Here is a 14,437-nt window from a genome sequence, read left to right on the forward strand (position 1 = left end):
GATGCGCGCGCGCATTGCGCAGTTGCGCTCCGGACTGGTCGAGGCCCTCGCGCCACACGGGCTGGCCGAGCAGTTTGCGCATATCGGCGCGCAACGTGGGATGTTTTCCTATACCGGCTTGAGTGCCGAGCAGGTCAAGCAACTACGCGAGAAGCACAGCGTGTATATGGTCAGCTCGGGGCGGGCGAATGTGGCGGGGATCGATGCGACGCGATTGACCCTGCTGGCGCAAGCGATTGCCGATGTCTGCAGCGTCTGACTGACGAAACCGGCACCCCATGTGAGAGCGGGCTTGCTCGCGATAGCGGTGAATCAGTCGCCAAATACAGTGACTGACACTGCGCTATCGCGAGCAAGCCCGCTCCCACTTTCGGGGCCGAACAAGGCCTTAGCCCGCGACCATCTCCGATTTTAGCTGCGCCTCTTTAGCCTGCGCATCCGCCAGGCGATACAACTCGATACTCCCATCCCAGTGCTCGATCAACGCCGTACACGACTCCACCCAATCCCCGCAGTTGAGGTAGTCCACCTCGCCTACCTTGCGAATCTCCGCATGGTGAATATGCCCACACACCACCCCATGCAATTCGCGCCGGGTCACTTCATGGGCGATGGCTTCTTCGAAATCGCTGATAAAGCTCACCGCGGTCTTCACCTTGTGCTTCAGATACGCCGAGAGCGACCAGTAGCCGTAGCCATACCGCGCACGCCAGTGATTCAACCAACGGTTCAACGTCAGGGTGAACTCGTAGGCCGAGTCACCGAGGAACGCCAACCAGCGGTGATAGCGCGTGATCACATCGAACTGGTCGCCGTGGATCACCAGGAGATGGCGACCATCGGCGGTGACATGAATGGCTTCGTCCACCAACTGGATGTTGCCCAGGATCAGCTTGGAGTAGCGGCGCAGGAATTCGTCGTGGTTGCCGGTGACGTAGATCACCTCCGTGCCGCGCTTGGCCATGGTCAACAGGCGGCGGATCACATTGGTGTGGGCCTGGGGCCAATACATGCCGCCGCGCAGTTTCCAGCCATCGATGATGTCGCCGACCAAGTACACCTTGTCGGCGTGGTAGCCCTTGAGGAATTGCGACAAGTGTTCGGCCTGGCAATCCCGGGTGCCCAAATGCACATCGGAAATCCACAGGGTACGAACCCGTTGCTTACGGCTGGGTGTGGCGAATTCGGCACGGGTCATGGGCATCCCTCGACGGTGTTTTCGCGAGCTTGCGCCCTCGCGATTAATAGCCCATGACAGCTATGCGTCAGTCTGATGACAGCGCAGGCTCCTCGCAAAGCGTTGTAGACTGCGGATCTGCTGCCCTGGAGAACGCAATGAGCGCGTCCCTCACGCTACGCCATTACATCGAAGCGCCCATTGCCCACAGCCATGACCATGCGCAGTTGGTCTTTGGCCTGTCCGGGCACCTGGACCTTGAAGTGGATGGACACGCCAGCCAGGTCCGCGAGAGCAGTGTGATGGTGCTGCCCTTCTCGGCTCACCACACCTGCGGCAGTCGCGACGGCAGCCGATGCCTGGTGCTGGATGTGCCCACCGAACACTGGGTGCTGCAATCGTTGGGCGAGCATGCCGATGCCAGCCGCCGTCTGCTCGACCAACCGACGCGTCTGGCCCTGGATTCGCGGCAAAACCAGTTGGTGCAATGGCTGGCGCACAGCCCGGTGGATGACCCGCTGATCGTCCAGCAAGGGGCGGTGCTGCTGCTGGCCAGCCTCAATCATCCGCTGGCCCCCAGCGTGCCGGGCCGCCGACTGCCCTACACCGCGTTCAATGCGCATATCGAACAGCATGTCGCCCATCCCCTGCAAGTCGCCGACCTGGCACGCATCGCCGACTTGTCCGTCGCACGCCTGCATGCGCGGTTTGTTGCCGAGTGTGGGCAGACGCCCATGGACTACATCCGCAGTCGCCGCCTGCATAAAGCCTTGGGCCTGTTGCGGGAAACGCCACTGGCCATCGGCGAGATTGCCGAGCGCGTCGGCTATGCCTCGCAAAGTGCGTTTGCCGCTGCAATGCTGCGCGAATTCGGCGCCGCGCCGAGCGCCCTGCGGCGCACGAAAAAATAGCGAGTCCTGCGCTAAAAATCGCGAGCCAGGCGACAGACACTCACGCACCCAGCCTCTAGACTGCGAGCCTGTCACCCCGTTGCTACAAGGATCGCAATGACTCCCCGCTCAGCCCTCGGCGCCCTGCATATCGGCGCATTGATGTTTGGCCTCACCGGCGTATTCGGCAAGCTGGCGGCCGCCTCACCGGCCATCATCGTGTTCGGCCGCGCCGCGTTTGCGGTGATTGCCCTGGCGATCTTTGCGCGCTTCGCCAGCAACGCCCCCTGGAAACAGCTGCACATGCGCGACTGGCGTCGGCTGGTGATCAGCGGTGTGTTGCTGGCGGCGCATTGGGTCACGTTCTTCATTGCGGTCAAAGTCGCCGGCGTGGCCGTCGCCACCCTGGGGTTTACCGCGTTCCCGGCGTTTACCGTGATCCTCGAAGGTTTGATCTTCCGCGAGCGCATTCGCGCCAATGAAGTGTTGCTGGTGGCTCTGGTCACGGTGGGCCTGGTGCTGGTGACACCGGACTTCAACCTCGCCAGCGAAGCCACGGGCGGCCTGCTCTGGGGCATCGCCTCGGGGTTGCTGTTCTCCCTGCTGTCACTGAATAACCGCGCCAGCTCCGGGCGGATTCCAGCGGTGCAGGCGGCGTTGTGCCAGAACGTGGTGGTCGCATTGTGCCTGTTGCCCGTGGCGGCGCCGGGGCTGGCGGATGTGCGCGCGCTCGACTGGCTGTGGATCGGCCTGCTCGGCGTGTTCTGTACCGGCCTGGCCCACAGCCTGTTTGTCGCCAGCCTCGCGGTGATCAAGGCCCGCACCGCCTCGGTGGTGTTCGCCATGGAACCGGTCTACGGCATCAGCGTCGCCTGGCTGTTGTTTGCCGAAACCCCGACCTTGCGCATGCTGCTGGGCGGCGCGCTGATCATCGTCGCCATCGTGCTGTCCGGCCTGATGGGCAGCGCCAGCCAGGCCAAACAGCCGGCTGCAGCGGCCTGATCTATACTCTGCCCATCCGCAACAGTGTGTCGTCGTCTACGGATAAAGACTCCTCGACGACAGCCAGGATGTATGAAGTTGCTGCAAGCGAGTGGTCACTCCATTAACGCTATGCAGGAGTTGCATCATGGAAATGTTTATCATCTTGCTCGTTCAGATCATCAGCGGTGCCGTCGGCGGTAATTTGGCGGGGATGACCAAACAGAGCCTGGGTACCGGGCTCAATACCCTCCTCGGTGGTGTCGGTGGCCTGGTGCTGGGCCAGATCGTCTCGGCGCTGACGGGCACGCCCGGTGGCGAAGCGCTGGATGTCGCGACGGTCGGCAGCAATATTGTCGGCGGTGGCGTCGGCGGCCTGGTGCTGACGTGGGTCATCGGCTTCATCAAGAGCAAGATGGCCGCCAAGTAAGCACGCACCAACCGGTCACCGCCCTTGTGCGGCGGTGGCCTTCATTACTTACGATCGTTGTGCCCCAGGTCGCGCTGCGGGTCGATCTGGTCGCGCACACGTTGCTTGAGCACTTTGGCCTCCGGGAAGCCGCCATCAGCCTTGCGCTCCCAGATCTGCACGCCGTCGCAGGTAATGCGAAACGCGCCGCCGGTCGCCGGCTCCAGCGCCACTTTGCCTAGGTCTTCAGCGAAGGTACTCAACAGTTCCTGGGCTAGCCACGCGGCGCGCAGCAACCACTGGCACTGCGTGCAATAGGTGATGACGATCTCGGGTTTGCTCAGCGACATAATTTGACAGGTTCCTGGCGTAACGGGCTTGGAGGGTCGGGTGGCTATAATACCGGCCTTTATCGTCCAGCCCCGAGATTCATGATGCACCGCCTGCTGTCCTGCCTGTTGCTCTGCCTGCTGCCGCTCCTTGCCGATGCGGTTGAAACGCCACGCCCGAAAATCGGCCTGGTGCTGTCCGGCGGTGCCGCGCGCGGGCTCGCCCATATCGGCGTGCTCAAGGCCCTGGAGGAACAAGGGATTCATATCGATGCGATTGCCGGCACCAGCATGGGCGCGGTGATCGGCGGGTTGTACGCGTCGGGCTACAAGATCGATGAGCTGGAAAAGCTCGCGCTGGGTATCGATTGGCAGCAGGCGCTCTCCGATGCACCACCCCGGGAAGATGTGCCGTTTCGACGCAAGCAGGATGACCGGGATTTCCTGATCAAGCAGAAACTCAGTATCCGCGACGATGGCAGCCTCGGCCTGCCGCTGGGCGTCATCCAGGGCCAGAACCTGGCGCTGCTGCTGGAAAGCATGTTCGCCCACAGCAGCAACACGCGAAATTTCGACAAGCTGCCGATCCCCTTTCGCGCCGTCGCAACCGATATCACCACCGGCGAAAAAGTGGTGTTCAGCAAAGGCCACCTGCCTCAGGTAATCCGCGCGAGCATGTCGATCCCTGCCGTATTCGCGCCGGTGGAACTCGACGGCCGGCTGCTGGTGGACGGCGGGATGACCGATAACATCCCGCTGGACGTGGCGCGGGAGATGGGTGTCGACATCGCCATCGTGGTGGACATCGGCACGCCGCTGCGCTCACGCAAGCAACTGGCCACGGTGGTGGACGTGCTCAACCAGTCCATCACCCTGATGACCCGGCGCAACTCCGAGGAACAACTCAAGGCCCTGAACCCTAAAGATGTGCTGATCCAGCCGCCGTTGGCCGCCTATGGCGTCGCGGACTTCGGCCGCGCCAAGGACATAATCGACGCCGGCTACCGCGCCACCCGCGCCCTCGATGTGCGCCTGGCCCACTTGCGCCCCGCCGAACCGATCGACCCGGAACTGGTGGCCGCGCGCACCCCCGGCGAACGGACCCCGATCATTACCGCGATCAGCGTGGAGAACAACTCGAAAGTCAGCGACGACGTGATCCGCTACTACATCCGCCAAACCCTGGGCGAGCCGCTGAACCTGGGTCGCCTGCAAGTGGACATGGGCACCTTGTATGGCCTGGATTACTTCGAACAGGTGCAATACCGCGTGGTGAAAAAAGGCCACGACAACACCCTGGTGATCAGTGCCCGCGGCAAACGCAGCGGCACCGACTACCTGCGCCTGGGCCTGAACCTGTCGGACGATATGCGTGGCGACAGCGCCTTCAACCTCGGCGCGAGCTACCGCATGAATGGCATCAACCGCCTCGGCGCGGAATGGCTGACGCGGGTGCAGATCGGCGATCGGCAGGAGCTGTACAGCGAGTTCTACCAACCGATGGACACCGGCTCGCGCTACTTCGTCGCACCTTACCTCAAGGCCCAGGCGCAGAATGTGGAACTGATTCTGGACAACGACCCCATCTCCGAATACCGCCTGGAACGCTACGGTTTCGGCCTGAACGTGGGGCGCCAGATCGGCACCAGCGGCGAGATCCGCTTCGGCGTCGGCGAGGCCTGGGGCAAGGCCGATGTGCGCATCGGCGACCGCGACCTGCCAAGCGTGAGCTTCAGCGAAGGCTTCTACGAGCTGAAGTACTCCTTCGACTCCCTGGACAACGTGTACTTCCCCCACACAGGCGAAGACATCGGCCTGGCTTTTCGCGAATTCGAACCGGGGCTGGGTTCGGATCAACGCTACCGACAATGGGAGTTCACGCTGGACAAGGCCATGAGCCACGGTCCGGACACGCTCGTACTGGGCGGCCGTTACGGGCGCACCATGGATAATTCGGACGTGGTGATATCCAGCTTCCTGCTGGGCGGCGCACGGCAGCTGTCGGGGTTTCGCCAGGATGCGATCTCGGGGCAGAACGTCAGCTTGATGCGCGCCGTGTACTACCGCCGGCTGACGCCACGCTCGTACCTGCCATTGGATTTCCCGCTGTACCTGGGCGCGTCATTGGAACGCGGACGGGCGTGGAACAACGACAATGAGTTCGACAGCGGCTATATCAACGCCGCGAGCATTTTCCTGGGGTTTGACACACCGTTGGGACCGCTGAATTTCAGCTACGGGTTCAATGATGACAATCAGCAAGCGGTGTACCTGAACCTCGGCCAGACCTTCTAAAACGTCGACCGTAAAACCCAATGTGGGAGCTGGCTTGCAGTGGCAAGCCGGCTCCCATATGTTGATCTGCCGTGTGCTTGAGGTCAGGACTTTTCCAGATTCGCCAGAATGTGCCCATGCACGCGCATGCAAACCCGCAGGTCCTCTTCATCCACGCCCACGAACAACTCATGGCGCAACGCAGTGGCGATGGTTTCAATCTGCTCGATCAACGGTCGGGCGGTGTCGCACAGCAGGATGCGCTTGGCCCGGCGATCTTCCACCACGGCCTGACGTTGAACCAGTCCTTGGCCTTCCAGGCTGTCGAGCAACCGCGCCAGGGTCGGACCTTCAACGCCGACACTTTGTGCCAGTTCGCGCTGAGTCGGCGCGTCTTCGAAACGAGCCAGGTGCAGCAGCACCAGCCAGCGTGCCTGGGACAAGCCTAGCCCCGCCAAACGGCGGTCCAGTTCGGCGCGCCAACCTCGGGACATTTGCGCCAACTGCATGCCAAAACGGTGTTGATCGGTTAACGGCATAAAAAACTCATGGTTTAGACTGAAAACAAAGTATGGCTAATTATTAGTCAGCTAAGCATGAGCCATGTCAGTAGGCAAGCGCTCGTCTGTACTGATTCGTTACATTGTCGCAATTGGCACACTAAATTTCGAACTCAGACTGCAACGCGGCACGCACGCAGTACAAAACCCCCTCGGGAACCCGCCCGGTGAACAGCGGTGCGATCTCCGTAACTGGTGGCAATTCGCCTTCACCGTCCAGGAAGGCATCCTGGATTTCGCTGAGCAAATCTTCCGGTAAATCAAGAGCCTGCTCTAACGACAACTGTTGCTGACCGATGGATTCGGCCAACAGCGTATAGACGTTTTTCTCCGAGCATTGCAGTTGGCCAGCGATCTGGATCGGGGTCATGCCGGCCCGCGCCAGGCTGATCAATTCGTGGCGAATATCGGCGATTTCCTTCGGCGCTTCGGCCTGGCCGCCGAGCACTTCGAGGAAAGCCTGGCCATAACGCTCCAGCTTGCGCGCCCCCACACCACTGACCCGGCCCATTTCGGCCAGGGTGGTCGGCTGCTCGCGCAACATCTCCAGCAAGGTCGAGTCGGGAAAAATAACGTAAGGCGGCACGCTGTGTTCCTGCGCCAGTTTGCGCCGCAGGGTACGCAGGGCTTCCCACTGTTCACGCTCCTCAAAACGCACCAGTTGGCTGGCCTGGCTGGTACTGCTCTTGGCGGTGGTCTGCGGCTTGAGGTCGCGGCGCAGTTCCAGGCTGACTTCACCCTTGAGTAACGGCCGGCAACTGTCGTTCAAGCGCAGGCCACCGTAGCCTTCGATGTCGATGTCTACCAAGCCGCGCGCGACCATCTGGCGGAACAGCGATCTCCATTCGCCTTCGGCACGGGCCTTGCCCACGCCGTAGACCGAGAGTTTCTCGTGGCCGAAGCTACGCACCTTCTCGTTGTCCTTGCCCAGCAACACATCCACCAGATGGCCGACGCCATAACGCTGACCGGTGCGGTAGATCGCGGACAAGCCCTGGCGCGCCGGCTCAGTGGCATCCCAGGTTTGCACGCCGTCCACGCAGTTGTCGCAATGGCCGCAGGGTTCGGGCATGTCTTCGTCGAAATACGCCAGCAGGGTCTGGCGGCGGCAACGCGTCTCTTCGCAGAGTGACAGCATGGCGTCGAGCTTGTGCTGCTCCAGGCGTTTGTGGCGCTCGTCACCTTCGGAGTTCTGCAGCATTTGCTTGAGCATCACCACGTCTTGCAGGCCGTAGACCATCCACGCATCGGCCGGCAGGCCATCACGGCCGGCACGCCCGGTTTCCTGGTAATAAGCCTCGAGGGACTTGGGCAGGTCCATATGAGCCACGAAGCGCACGTTGGACTTGTCGATGCCCATGCCGAACGCGATGGTTGCCACCATGATCAGGCCTTCCTCGTTGAGGAAGCGCTTCTGATGATAAGCACGCAATTCGTTGGGCAAGCCCGCGTGGTAAGGCAATGCCGGATAACCCTGCTCGCACAGGAAGGCGGCCACTTCGTCGACCTTCTTGCGTGACAGGCAATAGACGATGCCTGCATCGCTGCGCCGCTCGGACAGGAACGCCAGCAACTGCTTGCGCGGCTGTTCTTTAGGCACGATGCGGTAAAAAATATTCGGCCGGTCAAAGCTCGACAGGAAGCGCTCGGCGTTCTGCAAATGCAGGCGCTCGACGATTTCTTCGCGGGTACGCTTGTCGGCGGTGGCGGTCAGGGCGATACGCGGAACGTCGGGGAACAGTTCCGCCAACTGCCCCAACTGCAGGTATTCACGGCGGAAATCGTGACCCCATTGCGATACGCAGTGAGCTTCATCGATGGCGAACAGGGCGATTTCCAGGCTCTGCAGGAAGGCCAGCATGCGCGGCTGCACCAGGCGCTCGGGGGCCAGGTAGAGCATTTTCACTTCGCCACGCTTGATACGCGCGGCCAGGTCGCGCTGCTGTTCTGCGCTGAGCGTGGAGTTCAACGCGGCGGCGGCAACACCAAGCTCTTCGAGGGTCGCCACCTGGTCGTCCATCAGCGCGATCAACGGCGACACCACCACGGCGAGACCGTTACGCAGCAACGCCGGCACCTGGAAACACAACGACTTGCCACCACCGGTGGGCATCAGGACGAGGGCATCACCGCCATTGGCCACGCGCTCAATGATCGCACCCTGGCGACCACGAAAACTGTCGTAGCCGAAGATGTCCTTGAGGACGCGTTGAGCCTGCTCGAGCATGTAAAACTCCAAATATCGCCGAAATCCCTCTCTACAGGCTGGCCGAAAAAACGCAGTTCTACGGAAAATAATCCGTAAGCGAAGTTTTCTCGGGTTGGCACTGGCCTGCAGGGGCATCACAAAACGCGGCAGTATACCCGAGCGTCGGCCGGCAAAGGGCGCGGCTGACGAATAGCGGCCGCTATCGAAAACCGGCCAAATATGCAGTGTGGCTGGCCGGGGCGCTCAAGAAAGCCTAGAATTGAGCATCGTTTATTCCCAAGGTAGCCCTTCAATGTCCTTCGCTGAGCAACTAACCCGCCTGCAAGCCTTCCTCGACGCCGATGAGCTGCATGACGAGGCGCTGGACTACGTGGCCGCCCACGGCTACCTGACCGCCCTGTCGATTTCTTCCGACATCGTGCCGGACCGTGAGTGGATCGACGCCTTGTTCGCCGAAGAACCTCACTACGCTGACGCCGCCCAGCGCGAAGAGATCGAAGCCACCCTGCTCGCCCTCAAGGCCCACATCGGTCGCCAACTGGCCTCCGATGAGGAATTCGAGCTGCCGTGCGACCTGGACCTGGGCGAAGATCCGGACGACTCCGACCTGCGCGGCTGGTGCATCGGCTTCATGGAAGGCGTGTTCCTGCGCGAAGCCGCCTGGTTCGAAACCGCCGAAGAAGAAGTCAGCGAAATGCTGCTGCCAATCATGGTCGGTTCAGGCCTGTTCGACGACCAGCCGGAGTTCTCCGACATCGCCACCGACGCCAACCTGATGGACGACATGATCGTACAGATCCCGGAAGCCCTGACCGCCCTGTACCTGCTGTGCAACGCCCCTGACGAAAAACCGGCGCTCCTCAAGCCACGTCACCACTGAGTTACCTGCCCGTGATACCCATGGGCAAGCGCTCGCCGCTCCTGCGTTATGCACTACTGGCCATCGGTTGGCTGAGCGTAGCGCTGGGAGTGATCGGTATTTTCCTGCCGGTATTGCCAACCACCCCCTTCCTGCTTCTTGCCGCCGCCTGCTTCGCGCGAAGCTCCCCACGTTTCTACGACTGGCTGGTGGAACATCCGCGCCTGGGCCCATGGATTCGTGACTACCTGGACGGCAATGGCATCCCGCTCAAGGGCAAGGTCTACGCCATCGGCCTGATGTGGCTGAGCATCGGTTTTTCCTGCTACCTGGTGCCTCTACCCTGGGCGCGGGGCTTCATGCTGACCAGTGCGATACTGGTGACGATCTACATCCTGCGCCAGAAAACCCTGCCGCCGCGCTGAGCCTCTTTAACACCAGCCCCTGCGACATTAGTGCTCACGAGACCTTGGTCGACACTGACTAATCCCCAGGCATCATGCGAGACTGTCCGACCGGGCTCGAAACGCCTGGGTGTGTTTATGTCCGGAGTTACCATGACGCTGTCCAGCGGGCTGATCGCCGCCGTTGCCTTGGCCTATATGGCCACTATGTTTGCCATCGCCTTTTACGGTGACCGCCGCCATGCGCCGCTGCCGCCGCGTATGCGTGCCTGGGTGTACAGCCTGTCGCTGGCCGTTTATTGCACCAGTTGGACCTTCTTCGGCGCCGTAGGCCAGGCGGCCGAACAACTGTGGGCGTTTATACCGATCTACCTGGGACCGGTGCTGTTGCTGGTATTGGCCCCTTGGGTCCTGCAAAAGATGATTCTGATCAGCAAGCAGGAAAACATCACCTCTATCGCTGACTTTATCGCTGCGCGCTACGGTAAATCCCAATCGTTGGCGGTGGTGGTCGCGCTGATCTGCATGGTCGGCGTGCTGCCTTACATCGCCCTGCAACTCAAGGGCATCGTACTTGGGGTGAACCTGCTGATCGGCGCTGGCGCGGATGCTACCGGCACCCGAGCTCAGGACACGGCGCTGATCGTGTCGCTGGTGCTGGCGTTGTTCACCATTGTCTTCGGTACGCGCAACCTCGACGCCACCGAACACCACCGTGGCATGGTGCTGGCGATTGCCTTTGAATCGATAGTCAAGCTGTTCGCGTTTCTCGCGGTCGGTGCGTTTGTGACCTACGGCCTCTACGACGGTTTCGGCGATTTGTTCAGCCAGGCGATGCTGGCGCCACGGCTGGAGGAATACTGGAAAGAAACCGTCAACTGGCCAACGATGGTGGTACAGACCGGCGTCGCGATGATGGCGATCATCTGCCTGCCCCGGCAGTTTCACGTCACCGTCGTGGAAAACATCGACCCCCAGGATTTGCGCCTGGCCAAATGGGTGTTCCCTGCGTACCTGATCCTCGCAGCGCTGTTTGTCGTGCCGATCGCCCTCGGCGGCAAAATGCTCTTGCCCGGCTCGGTGCCGCCCGATTCCTACGTGATCAGCCTGCCCTTGGCCGAGGCCCATCCGGTCCTCGCCTTACTGGCGTTCATTGGTGGCGCGTCGGCCGCCACCGGCATGGTGATTGTTGCGAGCATTGCGTTGTCGACCATGGTTTCCAACGACATGGTGCTGCCTTGGTTGTTGCGCCGTTCCAGCGCGGAACGGCCGTTTGAAGTGTTCCGCCATTGGTTGCTGTCGGTACGCCGCGTCAGCATTGTGATCATCCTGCTGCTGGCTTATGTCAGCTACCGATTGCTGGGCTCCAGCGCGAGCCTGGCGACTATCGGCCAGATCGCTTTCGCCGCAGTGACCCAACTGGCACCCGCCATGCTTGGCGCGCTGTATTGGAAACCGGCGAATCGGCGCGGCGTGTTTGCTGGCTTGGCGGCGGGCACGTTCCTGTGGTTCTACACCTTGGTCCTACCGGTTACCGCGAAAAGCCTGGGCTGGTCGCTCAGCCTTTTCCCGGGCCTGACCTGGTTGCATTCCCACCCGCTCGGCTTGCCCCTCACCTCGCTGACCCTGGGCACCGTGTTCTCCCTGGCGGGCAACTTCACGCTATTCGTCTGGGTTTCGATGCTCTCGCGTACTCGGGTGTCCGAACACTGGCAGGCCGGGCGCTTCATCGGCCAGGAAACCAGCCAACGCGCCAGCACTCGCTCCATGTTGTCGGTCCAGATCAGCGACCTGCTGAGCCTGGCCGCGCGCTTTGTCGGGGAAGAACGCGCCCAGCAAAGTTTTATCCGCTTCGCCTATCGCCAAGGCAAAGGCTTCAACCCCAACCAGAATGCCGATAACGATTGGATCGCGCATACCGAACGCCTGCTGGCGGGTGTACTCGGCGCCTCCTCGACTCGCGCAGTCGTAAAGGCCGCGATTGAAGGTAGGGACATGCTGCTGGAGGACGTAGTACGGATCGCCGACGAAGCCTCCGAAGTGCTGCAATTCAATCGAGCTCTGCTACAAGGCGCCATCGAAAACATCACCCAGGGCATCAGCGTGGTGGATCAGTCTCTCAAGTTAGTGGCGTGGAACCGCCGTTACCTGGAGCTGTTCAACTACCCCGAAGGCTTGATCAGCGTCGGCCGGCCGATTGCCGACATCATTCGCTACAACGCCGAGCGCGGCTTGTGCGGACCGGGCGAGGCCGAAGTGCATGTGGCGCGACGCCTGCACTGGATGCGCCAAGGCCGCGCGCACACCTCCGAACGCCTGTTCCCGAATGGACGGGTGATCGAACTGATCGGCAACCCGATGCCCGGCGGCGGTTTCGTCATGAGTTTCACCGACATCACCGCGTTCCGCGAGGCCGAACACGCACTGACCGAGGCGAACGAGGGCTTGGAACGACGGGTCACCGAGCGTACACACGAGCTGTCGCAGCTCAACGTGGCGCTCACCGATGCCAAGGGCGTGGCCGAGTCCGCGAACCAATCGAAGACCCGCTTTCTCGCAGCGGTCAGCCATGACCTGATGCAACCGCTGAACGCTGCACGCCTGTTCTCTGCCGCCCTCACCCACCAGAACGATGGCCTGTCGAGCGAAGCCCGGCAACTGGTGCAACACCTGGACAGCTCGCTGCGTTCCGCCGAAGACCTGATCAGCGACCTGCTGGACATCTCGCGCCTGGAAAACGGCAAGATCAACCCGCAACGCCAGCCGTTCGTGCTCAACGAACTGTTCGACACACTCGGCGCCGAATTCAAGGCACTGGCCCAGGAACAAGGCTTGCGCTTCCGCTTGCGCGGCAGTCATTTGCGGGTCGACAGTGACATCAAGTTACTGCGACGCATTTTGCAGAACTTTCTGACGAATGCGTTCCGCTATGCCGACGGCCCGGTGCTGCTGGGCGTACGCCGACGCGAGGGCGAGCTGAGCCTGGAAGTATGGGATCGCGGTCCTGGCATCCCGCAGGATAAACAGAAGGTGATTTTCGAGGAGTTCAAGCGTCTGGACAGCCACCAGACCCGCGCTGAAAAAGGCCTCGGCCTCGGCCTGGCGATCGCCGATGGCCTGTGCCGCGTATTGGACCATCACCTGAGCGTGCGTTCATGGCCGGGCAAGGGCAGCGTGTTCAGCGTGCGCGTGCCGCTGGCTCGCAACCAGACCAGCCCGCCGATCAAGACCGTGCAGGAAAACGGCCTGCCCCTGAGTGGCGCGCAGGTGCTGTGTGTGGATAACGAAGAAAGCATCCTGATAGGCATGCGCAGTCTGCTGACGCGTTGGGGCTGCGAAGTATGGACCGCCACCGATCAGGCGCAGTGCGCCGCGCTGCTGGCCGACGGCGTGCGCCCACAACTGGCGCTGGTGGATTACCACCTGGACCACGGCGAAACCGGCACGGAGCTGATGGCTTGGCTGCGCACGCAGTTGGCTGAGCCGATCCCCGGCGTGGTCATCAGCGCCGACGGCCGTCCGGAGATGGTGGCGCAAGTGCATGCCGCAGGGCTGGATTATCTGGCCAAGCCGGTTAAGCCGGCGGCGTTGCGGGCTTTGCTAAGTCGGCATCTACCGCTTTAATCAGGCCGAACTCAATCCACTGCCGAGGCTCGATAGCTCCGACATTGACCCGACTCTATTCGGGTAAGTGCGCCACACCGTCGGCATCGGTCATTGCCCGCTCCAGCAGGTCGGCGGGCAGGCTCTTGCTGGCGCGGGCGCCGAGCAACCTTAATTGTTCGGTGCGGCTGACCAGATTACCGCGACCATCTGTCAGCTTATTCCGCGCCGCGCTGTAAGCCTTATCCAACTGCTGCAGACGGTTGCCCACTTCATCCAGATCCTGGATAAACAGCACGAACTTGTCGTACAGCCAGCCGGCGCGCTCGGCGATTTCCCGGGCGTTCTGGCTCTGACGCTCCTGTTTCCAAAGACTGTCGATGACCCGCAGGGTGGCGAGCAAGGTGGTGGGGCTGACAATGACGATATGGCGGTCGAACGCTTCCTGGAACAGATTGGGCTCGGCCTGCAAGGCTGCGGAAAAAGCGGCTTCAATCGGCACGAACAGCAACACGAAATCCAGGCTGTGCAAGCCCTCCAGGCGCTTGTAGTCCTTACCGGCCAGGCCCTTGACGTGATTGCGCAGGGACAGCACGTGCTGTTTGAGCGCCGCCTGGCCGATCACATCATCGTCCGCCGCCACATACTGTTGATAGGCGGTCAGGCTGACTTTGGAGTCCACCACCACCTGCTTGTCATCGGGCAACATAATCAGCACGTCCGGCTGGAAGCGCTCACCGTC

Annotated in this window: 13 protein-coding genes; 8 read left to right on the forward strand and 5 right to left on the reverse strand. The window is 61.7% G+C overall.

Translation table 11 applies throughout. The features are described 5' to 3' along the window. Positions 1-259: aminotransferase class I/II-fold pyridoxal phosphate-dependent enzyme (locus tag L9Z73_RS13750; RefSeq protein ID WP_247401751.1), on the forward strand; the 259-nt coding region annotated here is incomplete at its 5' end. Between the two features lie 129 nt (positions 260-388). Here the strand turns inward: L9Z73_RS13750 and L9Z73_RS13755 are convergent. After that, a complete protein-coding gene (locus tag L9Z73_RS13755) occupies positions 389-1,198 on the reverse strand; it encodes a UDP-2,3-diacylglucosamine diphosphatase (protein WP_247401752.1) in 810 nt (269 codons plus the stop codon). 137 nt (positions 1,199-1,335) lie between these two features. Here L9Z73_RS13755 and L9Z73_RS13760 point away from each other — a divergent pair, with 137 nt between their 5' ends. The 3 genes from L9Z73_RS13760 (at position 1,336) to L9Z73_RS13770 (ending at position 3,478) form a co-directional block, all read left to right on the forward strand. Continuing rightward, positions 1,336-2,088 carry an AraC family transcriptional regulator gene (locus tag L9Z73_RS13760; protein WP_247401753.1) on the forward strand — a complete coding sequence of 251 codons (753 nt, stop codon included), beginning with the start codon at positions 1,336-1,338 and terminating at the stop codon, positions 2,086-2,088. A 96-nt stretch (positions 2,089-2,184) separates the two neighbouring features. Beyond that, the gene (locus tag L9Z73_RS13765; protein WP_247401754.1) at positions 2,185-3,069 is read left to right on the forward strand and encodes a DMT family transporter; all 885 of its coding nucleotides are present in this window, start codon (positions 2,185-2,187) and stop codon (positions 3,067-3,069) included. A 127-nt stretch (positions 3,070-3,196) separates the two neighbouring features. Beyond that, positions 3,197-3,478 (forward strand): hypothetical protein, encoded by a 282-nt coding sequence (locus L9Z73_RS13770; protein ID WP_247401755.1) that lies wholly within the window; start codon positions 3,197-3,199, stop codon positions 3,476-3,478. Positions 3,479-3,522: 44 nt separating this feature from the next. On the opposite strand, the gene L9Z73_RS13775 is transcribed toward L9Z73_RS13770, so the two are convergent. Beyond that, a complete protein-coding gene (locus L9Z73_RS13775) occupies positions 3,523-3,807 on the reverse strand; it encodes a SelT/SelW/SelH family protein (protein WP_247401756.1) in 285 nt (94 codons plus the stop codon). 84 nt (positions 3,808-3,891) lie between these two features. Here L9Z73_RS13775 and L9Z73_RS13780 point away from each other — a divergent pair, with 84 nt between their 5' ends. Further along, a complete protein-coding gene (locus L9Z73_RS13780) occupies positions 3,892-6,081 on the forward strand; it encodes a patatin-like phospholipase family protein (protein WP_247401757.1) in 2,190 nt (729 codons plus the stop codon). 83 nt (positions 6,082-6,164) lie between these two features. Here L9Z73_RS13780 and L9Z73_RS13785 read toward each other — a convergent pair whose 3' ends face one another. Beyond that, on the reverse strand, positions 6,165-6,599 hold the full coding sequence (locus L9Z73_RS13785; protein WP_247401758.1) for a MarR family transcriptional regulator: 435 nt from the start codon (positions 6,597-6,599) through the stop codon (positions 6,165-6,167). A 121-nt stretch (positions 6,600-6,720) separates the two neighbouring features. Then, a complete protein-coding gene (recQ, locus tag L9Z73_RS13790; protein ID WP_247401760.1) occupies positions 6,721-8,847 on the reverse strand; it encodes a DNA helicase RecQ in 2,127 nt (708 codons plus the stop codon). Between the two features lie 274 nt (positions 8,848-9,121). On the opposite strand from recQ, the gene L9Z73_RS13795 reads away from it, so the two are divergent. The 3 genes from L9Z73_RS13795 (at position 9,122) to L9Z73_RS13805 (ending at position 13,716) form a co-directional block, all read left to right on the forward strand. After that, positions 9,122-9,709 (forward strand): YecA family protein, encoded by a 588-nt coding sequence (locus L9Z73_RS13795; protein ID WP_198718052.1) that lies wholly within the window; start codon positions 9,122-9,124, stop codon positions 9,707-9,709. Between the two features lie 20 nt (positions 9,710-9,729). Then, the gene (locus L9Z73_RS13800; RefSeq protein WP_247401762.1) at positions 9,730-10,113 is read left to right on the forward strand and encodes a YbaN family protein; all 384 of its coding nucleotides are present in this window, start codon (positions 9,730-9,732) and stop codon (positions 10,111-10,113) included. A gap of 132 nt (positions 10,114-10,245) precedes the next feature. Beyond that, a complete protein-coding gene (locus L9Z73_RS13805; RefSeq protein WP_247401764.1) occupies positions 10,246-13,716 on the forward strand; it encodes a hybrid sensor histidine kinase/response regulator in 3,471 nt (1,156 codons plus the stop codon). Between the two features lie 55 nt (positions 13,717-13,771). Here L9Z73_RS13805 and L9Z73_RS13810 read toward each other — a convergent pair. Beyond that, on the reverse strand, positions 13,772-14,437 hold a 666-nt coding region (locus L9Z73_RS13810; protein WP_247401766.1), incomplete at its 5' end, for a DNA recombination protein RmuC.

Source organism: Pseudomonas emilianonis, assembly GCF_023072625.1.
Classification (GTDB): domain Bacteria; phylum Pseudomonadota; class Gammaproteobacteria; order Pseudomonadales; family Pseudomonadaceae; genus Aquipseudomonas; species Aquipseudomonas paraveronii.

Bases quoted from the DNA above. Each gene is read 5' to 3' on its own strand.
- L9Z73_RS13785 (WP_247401758.1), bottom strand. From the start codon at position 6,599: ATGCCGTTAACCGATCAACACCGTTTTGGCATGCAGTTGGCGCAAATG.
- L9Z73_RS13770 (WP_247401755.1), top strand. From the start codon at position 3,197: ATGGAAATGTTTATCATCTTGCTCGTTCAGATCATCAGCGGTGCCGTC.
- L9Z73_RS13765 (WP_247401754.1), top strand. From the start codon at position 2,185: ATGACTCCCCGCTCAGCCCTCGGCGCCCTGCATATCGGCGCATTGATG.
- L9Z73_RS13760 (WP_247401753.1), top strand. From the start codon at position 1,336: ATGAGCGCGTCCCTCACGCTACGCCATTACATCGAAGCGCCCATTGCC.
- recQ (WP_247401760.1), bottom strand. From the start codon at position 8,847: ATGCTCGAGCAGGCTCAACGCGTCCTCAAGGACATCTTCGGCTACGAC.
- L9Z73_RS13755 (WP_247401752.1), bottom strand. From the start codon at position 1,198: ATGACCCGTGCCGAATTCGCCACACCCAGCCGTAAGCAACGGGTTCGT.
- L9Z73_RS13795 (WP_198718052.1), top strand. From the start codon at position 9,122: ATGTCCTTCGCTGAGCAACTAACCCGCCTGCAAGCCTTCCTCGACGCC.
- L9Z73_RS13780 (WP_247401757.1), top strand. From the start codon at position 3,892: ATGCACCGCCTGCTGTCCTGCCTGTTGCTCTGCCTGCTGCCGCTCCTT.
- L9Z73_RS13775 (WP_247401756.1), bottom strand. From the start codon at position 3,807: ATGTCGCTGAGCAAACCCGAGATCGTCATCACCTATTGCACGCAGTGC.
- L9Z73_RS13800 (WP_247401762.1), top strand. From the start codon at position 9,730: ATGGGCAAGCGCTCGCCGCTCCTGCGTTATGCACTACTGGCCATCGGT.
- L9Z73_RS13805 (WP_247401764.1), top strand. From the start codon at position 10,246: ATGACGCTGTCCAGCGGGCTGATCGCCGCCGTTGCCTTGGCCTATATG.